A 12237-nucleotide genomic window follows, 5' to 3' on the forward strand; every position below is an offset into this window, starting at 1 on the left:
ATGGAATGTTCAGGAGGGTCGGATGGTGCAGTTGTGTTCAATCGAGCAAGCAGTTGACGACGTACTGGCGCGGTTGCCGGCGCATATCCACATGGGCATGCCCCTCGGGCTGGGCAAGCCGAACCGGTTTGCCAATGCCTTGTACCGGCGCATCGCCAAGTTGCCGGAGCGGGCGCTGACGATCTATACCGCGTTAAGCCTGGGCCGCCCGACGATGGGTGATGGTTTGCAGAAACGCTTTCTCGAACCCTTTATCGAGCGGGTGTTCGGCGATTACCCCGAACTGGATTTCCTCGCCGACCTGCACAACGACAGCCTTCCGAACAATATCCACGTCCAACAGTTTTTCATGCAGCCCGGCAGCCTGCTGCACAGCGAGTCGGCGCAGCAGGATTACGTCAGCAGCAACTACAGCCACGCCGCTCGCGACATAAACGCCGCCGGCCTGAACCTGGTGGCGCAGTTGGTCGCCAGCAGTGCCGAACACCCTGATCGCCTGAGCTTGAGCTGCAACCCGGATATCACCCTCGACCTGCTGCCGATGATTGCCAAGCGCCGCGACGCCGGCGAGACCGTGCTGATCGTCGGGCAAGTCCACACCGATTTGCCCTACATGCCCGGCGACGCTGAGCTGGGCATGGATACCTTCGATTACCTGATCGATGAAAAAGACAGCACCACGCTGTTCTCCACGCCGAACATGCCGGTGGGTTTCCAGGACCACTTCATCGGCCTGCATGCCAGCACCCTGGTACGCGACGGCGGCACCTTGCAGATCGGCATCGGCTCCATGGGCGATGCGCTGACTGCCGCGCTGCTGGCGCGCCAGGCCGACAACGAGTCCTATCGGTCGCTGCTGACGGACCTGGACGTGTACCAGTGGGCGCCGCTGATCAGCCGTGAAGGCGGTGTCGATCCCTTCGCCCGGGGCCTTTACGGGTGCAGCGAAATGTTCGTCAACGGCCTGCTGGTGTTGGCGGACGCGGGGATTATCCGTCGCAAGGTCTACCCGGACGTAGCGACGCAACAGCAGGCCAACGCCGGCACGCTCGACGATGCGGCGCAGCCCGACGGCATTTCGATCCACGGCGGATTTTTTCTTGGCCCGCGCAGTTTCTACCAGCGCCTGCAGGAAATGACCCACGCCAAGCGCCTCGAATTCAACATGACGCGCATCAGCTACATCAACGAGCTGTACGGCCAGGAAGAACTCAAGCGCCTGCAACGCCTGGATGCGCGGTTTATCAACAGCGCGATCATGGTGACGCTGCTCGGCGCGGGTGTGGCCGACCAGTTGGAAGACGGTCGTGTGCTCAGTGGTGTGGGCGGGCAGTACAACTTTGTGGCCCAGGGCCATGCGCTGGAAGGTGCGCGGTCGATCCTGATTCTGCGCAGTTGGCGCGAGTCGGCGGGGGAGGTCAGTTCCAATATCGTCTGGGACTACGGCCACTGCACCATTCCCCGGCATCTGCGGGATATTGTCATCACGGAATACGGCATTGCAGACTTGCGCGGGCAGACGGATGCCAAGGTGATCGAGGCGTTGCTCAATATCACCGACTCACGCTTCCAGGACGATTTGATCAAGCAGGCGCAAAAGGCTGGCAAGTTGCCCAAGGATTTCCAGCTGGATCCGCGCTTTGCCGAGAACACGCCGGAGCGGTTGCAGGGGATTCAGGCACGCCATCGTCGGTTGTTTCCGGAGTATCCGTTGGGAAGCGATTTCACCGATGAAGAGCGGGATTTGTTGCGGGCGCTGAACTGGCTCAAGAGCAAATTCAAGCTGACGGAGATTCTGGAGCTGGGCAAGGCGGCGTTGGATGCGCCGCAGGCGCAGGTGTTTCCCAAGCATCTGGAACGCATGCAGTTGACCAAGCCGGAAGGCTTGAAAGAGGATCTGTACCAGCGGCTCCTGCTCGCCGGCCTGCAGGCCACCGCGCACTAACCGACAACACAGGTTCGATGTGGGAGGGGGCAAGCCCCCTCCCACTTTTACCACCACTTTGAGGCAGGAGTTATTCGATGAAGGTGACGACGCCACCTTCCAGCGACTTGACCCGCGCCAGCGATTCAACCCGATAACCCTGCGCATCCAATTCCGCACGGCCGCCCTGGAACGACTTCTCGATCACGATCCCCAAGCCTGCCACGGTCGCGCCGGCCTGCTTGATGATCGAGATCAGCGCCTGGGATGCCTTGCCGTTGGCCAGGAAGTCATCAATCACCAGCACGCGGTCGCTGCTGGTCAGGTGGCGCGGCGAGATCGCCACGGTGCTTTCGACTTTCTTGGTGAAGGAATACACCGTTGCCGACAGCAGGTTTTCGGTCAGGGTCAGGGACTGTTGCTTACGCGCGAATATCACCGGTACACCCAGGTTCAGGCCGGTCATGATCGCTGGCGCTATGCCCGACGCTTCGATGGTGACGATCTTGGTGATGCCCGAGTCCTTGAACAGCGCGGCGAATTCGTCGCCGATCAACTTCATCAGTGCCGGGTCGATCTGGTGGTTCAGAAAGGCGTCGACCTTGAGTACCTGATCGGAAAGCACGATGCCTTCTTCGCGAATTTTCTTGTGCAGTGCTTCCACGGAAAGCTTCCTCTAATGGCGCGTTGTGCGCCGAAAGTAGATTGAAAAGTAGTCGATTCTAGCGCTTTAACATCGCGCGTATGTCCGCCAGGGCGGTGTTGCCGCGAACGGCCTTCACCTCGGTCGGGGTGTCGTCATTGCCTTCCCAGGCCAGGTCGTCCGGCGGCAGTTCATCCAGGAACCGGCTGGGGGCACAATCGATGATTTCGCCGTACTGCTTGCGCTTGGCGGCAAAGGTGAAGGCCAGGGTCTGACGCGCGCGGGTAATGCCCACGTAGGCCAGGCGGCGTTCCTCTTCGATGGTGTCGGCTTCGATGCTGGAACGGTGCGGGAGGATTTCCTCTTCCATGCCCATGATGAACACGTAGGGGAACTCCAGGCCCTTGGAGGCATGCAAGGTCATCATCTGTACACCTTCGGCGCCGTCTTCCTCTTCCTGCTGGCGTTCGAGCATGTCGCGCAGCACCAGCTTGCCGATGGCGTCTTCGACGGTCATCTCGCCGTCTTCGTCTTTTTCCAGGGTGTTCTTCAGCGCTTCGATCAGGAACCAGACGTTGCTCATGCGGTAATCCGCGGCCTTGTCGCTGGAACTGTTGGTGCGCAGCCAGTTCTCGTAGTCGATGTCCATGACCATGCTGCGCAGCGCGCTGATCGGGTCTTCGCCGGCGCACTGCTCGCGCACCTTGTCCATGAAGCGCTTGAAGCGCGACAGGCGATCGGTGAAGCGCGAGTCCAGGTGTTCGCCCAGGCCGATCTCGTCGGTGGCGGCGTACATCGAGATCTTGCGCTCAGTGGCGTAGTTGCCGAGCTTTTCCAGGGTGGTGGAGCCGATCTCGCGACGCGGCACGTTGATCACGCGCAGGAAGGCGTTGTCGTCGTCCGGGTTCACGATCAGGCGGAAGTAGGCCATCAGATCTTTTACTTCCTGGCGTCCGAAAAAGCTGTTGCCGCCCGAAAGGCGATACGGCACCTGGTGGTGCTGCAATTTCAGCTCGATCAGCTTGGCCTGGTAGTTGCCGCGATAGAGGATCGCGAAATCGCTGTAAGGCCGGTCGGTGCGCAGGTGCAGGCTGAGGATCTCGACGGCCACGCGTTCGGCTTCGGCGTCTTCGTTGCGGCAGCGGATCACGCGGATCTCGTCGCCGTGGCCCATCTCGCTCCACAGTTGTTTTTCAAACTCATGGGGGTTGTTCGAGATCAACACGTTGGCGCAGCGCAGGATGCGGCTGGTGGAGCGGTAGTTCTGCTCCAGCATCACCACTTTCAGGGACGGGTAGTCGTCCTTGAGCAGCATCAGGTTTTCCGGGCGCGCGCCGCGCCAGGCGTAGATCGACTGGTCATCGTCACCGACCACGGTGAACTGGTTGCGCTTGCCGATCAGCATTTTTACCAGCAGGTACTGGCTGGCGTTGGTGTCCTGGTATTCGTCCACCAGCAGGTAGCGCACCTTGTTCTGCCATTTTTCGAGGATGTCGGCGTGTTCCTCGAACAGCTTTACCGGCAGCAGGATCAGGTCGTCGAAGTCCACTGCGTTGAACGCCTTGAGCGTGCGCTGGTAGTGGGTGTAGACGATGGCGGCAGTCTGTTCCTTGGGGTTGCGTGCGTTTTCCAGGGCCTGGGGCGGCAGGATCAGGTCGTTTTTCCAGGCGCCGATCATGTTCTTGATCTCATCCACGCCGTCGTCGCCTGCGTATTCCTTTTGCATGATGTCGGTCATCAGCGACTTCACGTCGGTCTCGTCGAAGATCGAGAAGCCCGGCTTGTAGCCCAGACGCGCATGCTCCTTGCGGATGATGTTCAGGCCCAGGTTGTGGAAGGTACACACGGTGAGGCCACGGCCTTCGCCACCCTTGAGCAAGGTGCCGACGCGCTCTTTCATCTCCCGCGCGGCCTTGTTGGTGAAGGTCATGGCGACGATGTACTGGGCGCGGATGCCGCAGTGCTGGATCAGGTGCGCGATCTTGCGGGTGATCACGCTGGTCTTGCCGGAGCCTGCGCCGGCGAGCACCAATAGAGGGCCGCCGACGTAGTTCACGGCTTCTTGCTGCCGGGGATTGAGTCGGGACATACAGAATTCAGGGAGTCGTTGTTCAAAAGGGCGGGCATTTTAACAGGCTGGCAGGATTCTGCTCTGTCAGAACGACAGTGTGACGTACCACTCGATCTAAATTTGCCGGTTTTGATACTTTGCCGCAGGATGTGAGGGTTGTTTTGAGGCTAATGTTCACAGTTCGCGTGTTTGAAAACCCCTATCATTGGTGATTCTCAGGCCGCACGTCATAATGCCCGTCGCCACGAATTTTTGCAGAGTCTAGGGAGCTAGCTTGTCTACGCCTGTCGAACCCTTGCGTTTGCTGCTGCTGGCCGATGAGCCCGCGTGGGCAGCGTTATTGCGCGAGTGCCTGGCGCCGATGGGCGATGGGGCTGTGCTGATCAGCGCACCAAACTGGGAATCCGTGAGCCGTCTGTTCGATGACGACCACAGCGCCGTGCTATTGACCACGCCCAGCCTGCAACCCGGGCCTGGCCGTTGCAGCCTGCCGTGCGTGTTGTTGCTGGAACAGGAACCGCTGGTTTCACCGCTTGGCGTCAGCGATTGGCTGGTGCGTGATGTATTGGATGCCGATACAGTGCGCCGCTGCCTGCGCCACGTCCGCGAGCGCGGCGTGCTGGAAAACACCCTGCAACGCCTGGCCGAGCAGGACCCGCTCACCGGCATCGCCAACCGCCAGGGCTTCCAGACCCTGTTGACCGCGCGTCTGGCCGAGAATGAAGGGCGTGGCCTGGCCCTCGGTCACTTGGACCTCGACAACTTCCGCCACGCCAACGATGCCCTCGGCCACCAGGCCGGCGACCGGTTGATCCTGCAAGTGGTGTCACGGCTCAAGAGCCAGCTGGAGGTCGGCGACCAACTGGCGCGCCTGGGCAGCGATGAATTCGCCCTGCTGATCGATACCCGCCGTGCACCCCAGCGTGCCGAGTGGATGGCCGAGCGCATTACCGAGGTCATGGCCGAACCCTATTGGGTGGATGGCGAAAGCCTGCTGATCGGTTGCAGCCTGGGCGTGGCCCATGCCCGCGCTCGCGCCGGTGCCGACCCTTTGATGTGGCACGCTCATATCGCCATGCAGCAGGCCAAGAGCACGCAAGGCTGCACCTTTCATATCTTCAACGAACGTATCAACCGCAACGCGCGCAGCCTGGCCGACCTGGAAAGCGAGCTGCGCCGCGCCTTGCGCCGTGACGAACTGGAGCTGCATTACCAGCCACGCCTGGACCTGGACGACGGCCATATCGTCGGCCTGGAGGCCCTGGTGCGCTGGCGTCATGGCGAGCGCGGCCTGTTGCCGCCAAGTGAATTCGTGCCGTTGGCCGAGCAAAGCGGCTTGATCGTGCCGCTGGGCTACTGGGTGATCTCCCGGGCCCTGCGCGACATGCAAGACCTACGCGAACGCGGCCTGCCGGCGTTGCACATGGCGGTCAACCTGTCGTTCCGCCAGTTCCAGGACAGCCAGTTGCTCTCCACACTCAGCCGGCTGATTGCCGAGCGGGGCGTGGAGGCGCAATGGCTGGAGTTCGAACTGACCGAAACCGCCGTGATGCGCCGCAGTGACCTGGTCAAGCAGACCATGGATGCCCTCGGCCGCCTGGGTGTGCGGTTTTCCCTGGATGACTTCGGTACGGGTTTCTCATCGTTCGTGCACCTCAACAGCCTGCCGATTGCCTTGTTGAAGATCGACAAGAGCTTTGTCGGTGGCATGGAGGAGCGCGAAGAAAACCGCAAGCTGGTGCATGCCATGATCAACCTGGCGCACAACCTCAACCTGGAGGTGGTGGCCGAAGGGGTGGAAACGCCTGAGCAACTGGCGCTGTTGCGCTTGTTTGGCTGCGACCAGGCCCAGGGTTACCTGATCAGCAAGCCGCTGCCGTTGCCGGAGTTGGTGGAGTACCTGACCTTCGGCAAAAGCCAGCAAGCTTTGCTCGGTTAGGAATGTGGGAGGGGGCTTGCCCCCGATGGCGGAGTGTCAGCCAGTTCATCTGCAACTGACCCAACGCTATCGGGGGCAAGCCCCCTCCCACATTTCCTGCCGCGGCGGCTCCTTGCGAATCATCCGCTTCATCTTCGCCTCAAACGCCCAGGTCAGGCTCACTGCCGCGCATGCCAGGCCCAGCGCCAGGCCCCACCACACACCGGTCGGTCCCCAGCCCAGGGTGAAGGCCATCAGCCAGGCCGATGGTGCGCCAATCAACCAATAGCAGCCCGCGCCGATCAGGAAGGTGGTCTTGGCGTCCTTGAGCCCGCGAATGCAGCCCATGGCGATGGTCTGCACGCCATCGAACAGCTCGAACCAGGCGGCGACGGCCAGCAGGCTGACGGCCAGGACGATCACGTCGTGGAACGCCGGGTCGTTGTGGTCGATGAGCAGTCCGATCAGCGGGTCGGAATAGAGCCACAGCACGGCAGCAAATCCCAGCATGATCGCCGCGCCAAAGCCGATGCCGACACGACCGGCCAGGCGCGCCTGCAGCAACTGCCCGGCGCCGTAGTGCTGGCCGATGCGCATGGTCACCGCGTAGGACATTCCCGCAGGCACCATGAACGCCACCGAGACGATCTGCAATGCGATCTGATGCGCCGCCAACTGCGTACTGCCCATGGTGCCCATGCACAGCGCCGCAAACGCAAACAACCCGACCTCCACCGCATAGGTGCCGCCGATCGGCAGGCCCAGGCGCCACAATTCGCGCAGGTACTGGGTGTTGAGGCGAAACAGGCCTGTGCTCAGCGGGTAGGCCGCATAGGTGCGGTTGCTGCGGATGTACCACATCAGCGTCAGCGCCATGCCATTGGCAACGATGGCCGTGACCAGGCCGATACCCATCAGGCCGAGCTTGGGCAGGCCGAACATGCCTTCGATCAGCGCGTGGTTGAGCAGGTAGTTGGCTACCGTGCCGCCAAGGCTGATCACCATCACTGGCGTCGCCTTGCCGATTGCACTGGTGAAGCCGCGCAGGGCCATGAAACTCAGGTAGCCGGGCAGGGCGAACGGCAAGATCGTCAGGAATTGCCCGGCCGAGTGCACGTTGGTCTCGGTCTGGCCAAACATCAGCAGCACTGGCTTGAGATTCCACAGCAGCAAACCGGCCGCCAGGGCCATCAGCCACGCCAGCCATAGCCCGGCCTGGGTCAGGCGGGTGGCGCCGTCGATATCGCCCGCGCCGTGACGGATGGCCACCAGCGTGCCCACGGCGGCAATCACGCCGATGCAGAAAATCGCCACGAACGAGTAGGTCGCCGCGCCCAGGCCGCCACCGGCCAGGGCTTCGGGGCTCAGGCGCGCCATCATCAGGGTGTCGGTCAGCACCATCAGCATGTGTGCCAACTGTGAGGCAATCAACGGCCCTGACAGCCGTAGAATGGCCCAGAGTTCGGTACGTGCCGGATGTTGCATGATCATCACGCTCGACAAGTCAGAGGGTTGGGGAAGGCTTGATTCTCGGCGCTCTGGGTTAATTACACAAAAGGATTAAAGCGATGGTGTACATGACTTAAACTCATGTGTATTGATCTGATAGTGTTGGTGGATCGCTATGCAGGAATTTACCGATGTCTCGTCGCCTTGCTCCGCTGTATGCCTTGCGCGCATTCGAGGCCGCCTCTCGGCACAATTCCTTCACTCGGGCAGCGGAGGAGCTCTCCATCACGCAAAGTGCGGTGAGCCGACATATCCGCACGCTGGAAGAGCATTTCGCCTGTCGCCTGTTCCAGCGCAGTGGCCGCACCTTGCAGCTCACCGAGGCGGCGCGCCTGCTCTTGCCCGGCGTGCGCGAAGGTTTTGCAGCGTTGGAGCGGGCCTGCCATACCTTGAACGCCGAAGACGACATCCTGCGCATGAAGGCACCGTCGACCCTGACCATGCGCTGGCTGCTGGCGCGGCTTAGCCGCTTCCGCGCGTTGCAGCCAGGCAATGAGGTGCAACTGACCAGCGCGTGGATGAGCGTGGACGAGGTGGATTTCAACCAGGAGCCCTTCGACTGCGCGGTGCTGCTGAGCTACGGGCACTTCCCGGCGGACTGGGAGGCCAGCTACCTGTTTCCGGAGCTGCTGATCCCGGTAGGTGCGCCGAACCTGCTGGAGGACGGGCCCTGGGATGCTGCACGCCTGGCCACCGCTGAATTGCTGCACCCCACGCCCGACCGTCGCGATTGGCGCAATTGGTTGGAGCGCATGGGGTTGTCATCCCAGGTGTCGCTCAAGGGCGGGCAGGTATTCGATACCCTCGAACTGGGCATGATCGCCGCTGCGCGGGGCTACGGTGTGTCCATGGGCGATTTGCTGATGGTGGCCGAAGACGTGGCCCAGGGTCGATTGAGCCTGCCCTGGCCAACGGCGGTGGCCAGTGGCGAAAACTACTACCTGGTATGGCCGAAAACCCGCCCCGGCGGTGAGCGTTTGCGGCGCTTGGCGGAGTTTCTGCAGGCGGAAGTCAAGGCGATGGAATTGCCTCAGGTCGAACGCCTCGAGTGAGGGGCGACAGACTGTTTGTGCAATCGTTTGCGTGATACCCCTGCGGATCGCTCAAGTATTGCCTCGGCTCGCCGAAGTAGGTGTGTTGGAACCATCGTACACCAACGTTTCCCACTGGATAATTTGCCGAGCAACGCTATGAGATCAGGATGATCCTGGCCTCGGCCAGGAGCCGTCATGTCTCAACCTCGCGCCCGGATAGCCTCCCAGTTAGGCCTGGCATTAGCCGTGATTCTGGCTGTCGTCATCAGCGGCAGCACCGTGTTTGCCTTGCGTTCCCTCGACTCCGCCAACCTCGCTACCCGCGAGGAGCACCTGGCCAGCGAGGCACGTTTGCTCGCCGACCAACTCAACACCTTCCACAGCACCTTGCGCGAAAGTACCCAGCGTTTGAGCGGGCTGTTTGAAAAGCGCTTCGGCGCCGGCTTGAGCGTGCATGCGGACCAGCCTGTGACCGTGGCCGGTGTGCAGACGCCTAGCCTGTACCTGGGCAATCAGGTGTTGAACAACAACTTCAATGAAGTGGATGAGTTCAAGCAGATGTCCGGCGGCGTGGCCACGGTATTCGTGCGCAGCGGCGAAGACTTTATCCGCATCAGCACCTCGTTGACCAAGCAGGATGGCAACCGGGCCATCGGCACGGTGCTGGATCGCCAGGGCCCGGCTTACCAGCGGGTGCTCGGCGGGCAGACCTATATCGGCCGCGCGGTGCTGTTCGACCGCTCCTACATGACCCAGTACAGCCCGGTGCGCGACAGCAGTGGGCAGGTGATCGCGGTGTTGTTCATCGGGTTCGACTACACCGATGCGCAGAATGCCCAGTTCGAGAACCTCAAGCGTTTCCGCATCGGCCAGACCGGCTCCCTCGCCTTGCTGGATGAGCAGAAGCGCTGGCTTGTACCGCCGGCGGGCGTGCAGGCGCTGGATCAAGCCGTACCCGTGATGCTGGACCTGGCCAAGACGCCGGGCACCGGGCGCTTCTGGGCAGACAAAAACGAAGATTTCTACAGCGTGTCGGTACCCTTCGAGGGCGGGCCATGGGCCGTTGTCGCGAGCATGCCCAAGGCTGAGATCCGCTCGGTGACGTGGGACGTCGGTATCCGCCTGGTCATAGGCAGCGTGCTGGCCATGCTGCTGGCGGTTGGTGCAACGGTGTGGCTGCTGCGCAGCAAGCTGGCGCCGTTGGGCGACCTGGTGCGCCAGGCCGAAGCCCTGGGCGCGGGCGACTTGAGCGCGCGCTTGAATGTGTCCAGTCATGACGAAATCGGCCAACTGGCGCGCAGCTTCAACCAGATGGGTGAAGCGCTGTCGACCATGGTCTCGCATATCCGCAAGGCGGCTGAAGAGGTCAACAGCCGTGCGCAGGCGCTGTCCGGCTTGTCCGGTGGCGCCTATGAAGGCATGGAGCAGCAGTCCGGCGAGATCACCAGCATGGCCGGCGCGGTGGAAGAGTTCAGCGCCACCTCGCTGAACATCGCCGACAACATGGGCAGCACCGAACGCCTGGCCCAGGAAAACGCCCAACAAACCCGCATCGGGCGCAACTCGATGCAAGAGGCGTCGTCATCCCTGGAACACATCGCTGCCGCGCTCAACAGCACAGCCACGGTGATCAACACCCTGGGACAACGCTCCCAAGAGATCGGCGGAATCGTCGGTGTGATCACCTCGATTGCCGAACAGACCAACCTGCTGGCGCTCAACGCCGCCATCGAGGCTGCCCGCGCTGGTGAACAAGGCCGTGGGTTTGCGGTGGTCGCCGATGAGGTGCGCAACCTGGCGTCGCGTACTCGAGAGGCCACTGACGAAATCTCCGGAATGATCCAGAGCATCCAGCAGGAAACCGGCAACGCCATCAGCACTATGGAGCGCGGCAATGTGTTGATGCAGGAAGGCCTGTCGCGTAACGCCGACGTGGCGTCGGCCCTGGCGCGTATCGACGAGCAAAGCCGCTCGGCCGGTCAGCAGTTTGCCGCGATCACCACCGCCACTCAGGAACAGAGCAGCACCGCGACCTTGCTCAGCAGCAACTTGCAGAGCATCGCGCTGGCCAATAGCGAGCAGCGGGAAGTGGTGTCGAACCTGGCGATTACCGCCAAGGAACTGGAGACCCTGGCGGCAGGCTTGCGGCATGAGGTAGATCGGTTTCGTTGAGGCCTAGCGGTCGCCCAGGCCGGGGTCCACGCGCTTGCCGATGTCCTTCAGGCGCGCCAGTTGGTCGACCATGCCGGGGGCTTCGTCCATGCTGGTGACGAAGGTCCACAGGTAAGTCATGACTGCATAGATATGGCCGGCCTTGACCGCGGGTGACTGTGCCAACTGGCTGATGGCGACCACAAACAGCAAGGCGGCCAGCGTGCCAAGAAACAGGTACGCAGCCGCCTCGCGGTCTGACAGCCAGATGCGCAGGCGCGAAAGCACCTGGTAGTGGCGCCGCAGGGTCGGTGCGCCGACCTTTTCCACCAGGCCGATTTCTTTTTCCAGCCGGTTGTTCAGCCGTTCATGCAGCGCTTGGTTGCGCCGGGCAAAGCGTGGCAACAACGTGATGCACAGCACCAGCGCGCCCAGGCACGCCAGGCCTACCCAGGGCTCGATCACGATCAACATCACTGCCGCGCCGATAATCGACACCAGCGCCGTGGCGATGATCGGTACATGCTTTTCAAAGAAGTCGACGAACTCCCGAGCAAGCACCACCCGCGCCGCCGATTTCGACGTGCTGTGGTTCTGCAGGCGTTGGTTGAGGATCACCGGCACCGCCAGATCGGCGTAGATCCGCGTGAAAGTCCGCGTATCCAACGCCCGGCGCGCCGCGCCGACCACCCAGAACGCCAGGACCACGGCGGCGTAGAGCAGCGCGTTACCCGTGTCGCCGCGGATGATCGAGTCCACCGCAAACCCGGCAAACAACGGGTAGGCCAGCAGCAGCGCGTTCTCCAGCGCGACCAGCGACAGTGTGGCGGACAGCTTGCCCGGATAGGCTTTGGCAATGGCCTTGAGCGTCTGGCCGGCGGATTGCTGGCCGATTTTCTGACTTTCTTCGATCAGGATTTGCGGTGTGACGGATGACATGGGGTGCACCAAAGGAGTGATAGACGCTATTATTGAGCGACTGCTCAA

8 protein-coding genes are annotated in these 12237 nt (G+C 62.0%); 4 read left to right on the forward strand and 4 right to left on the reverse strand.

Going from position 1 to position 12237, the window contains the following annotated elements; translation table 11 throughout:
- Nucleotides 1–22: 22 nt before the first annotated feature.
- Entirely contained in the window at nucleotides 23–1945 is a 1923-nt protein-coding gene (locus BM017_RS05265) for an acetyl-CoA hydrolase/transferase C-terminal domain-containing protein (protein ID WP_092241698.1), read from the forward strand.
- Between the two features lie 70 nt (nucleotides 1946–2015).
- On the opposite strand, the gene BM017_RS05270 is transcribed toward BM017_RS05265, so the two are convergent.
- A complete protein-coding gene (locus tag BM017_RS05270) occupies nucleotides 2016–2588 on the reverse strand; it encodes a xanthine phosphoribosyltransferase (RefSeq protein WP_025856334.1) in 573 nt (190 codons plus the stop codon).
- A gap of 58 nt (nucleotides 2589–2646) precedes the next feature.
- Complete coding sequence (gene rep, locus BM017_RS05275; RefSeq protein WP_071488059.1) at nucleotides 2647–4656, reverse strand: DNA helicase Rep; 2010 nt, start codon at nucleotides 4654–4656, stop codon at nucleotides 2647–2649.
- Nucleotides 4657–4912: 256 nt separating this feature from the next.
- Between rep and BM017_RS05280 the strand changes: the two genes are divergently transcribed.
- Nucleotides 4913–6577 (forward strand): putative bifunctional diguanylate cyclase/phosphodiesterase, encoded by a 1665-nt coding sequence (locus tag BM017_RS05280; RefSeq protein ID WP_071488058.1) that lies wholly within the window; start codon nucleotides 4913–4915, stop codon nucleotides 6575–6577.
- Nucleotides 6578–6643: 66 nt separating this feature from the next.
- Here the strand turns inward: BM017_RS05280 and BM017_RS05285 are convergent, their stop codons facing one another.
- Nucleotides 6644–8047 (reverse strand): NorM family multidrug efflux MATE transporter, encoded by a 1404-nt coding sequence (locus BM017_RS05285; protein WP_092241700.1) that lies wholly within the window; start codon nucleotides 8045–8047, stop codon nucleotides 6644–6646.
- Nucleotides 8048–8196: 149 nt separating this feature from the next.
- Here BM017_RS05285 and BM017_RS05290 point away from each other — a divergent pair, with 149 nt between their 5' ends.
- Complete coding sequence (locus BM017_RS05290; RefSeq protein ID WP_058424225.1) at nucleotides 8197–9117, forward strand: LysR substrate-binding domain-containing protein; 921 nt, start codon at nucleotides 8197–8199, stop codon at nucleotides 9115–9117.
- Nucleotides 9118–9294: 177 nt separating this feature from the next.
- Nucleotides 9295–11271 (forward strand): methyl-accepting chemotaxis protein, encoded by a 1977-nt coding sequence (locus BM017_RS05295; RefSeq protein WP_092241702.1) that lies wholly within the window; start codon nucleotides 9295–9297, stop codon nucleotides 11269–11271.
- Nucleotides 11272–11274: 3 nt separating this feature from the next.
- Here BM017_RS05295 and BM017_RS05300 read toward each other — a convergent pair whose 3' ends face one another.
- Nucleotides 11275–12189, reverse strand: a complete 915-nt coding sequence (locus BM017_RS05300; protein ID WP_092241704.1) for an ABC transporter six-transmembrane domain-containing protein — start codon at nucleotides 12187–12189, stop codon at nucleotides 11275–11277.
- Nucleotides 12190–12237: the final 48 nt, after the last annotated feature.

Source organism: Pseudomonas sp. NFPP04, from assembly GCF_900113815.1.
In the GTDB taxonomy this organism is placed as follows: domain Bacteria; phylum Pseudomonadota; class Gammaproteobacteria; order Pseudomonadales; family Pseudomonadaceae; genus Aquipseudomonas; species Aquipseudomonas extremorientalis.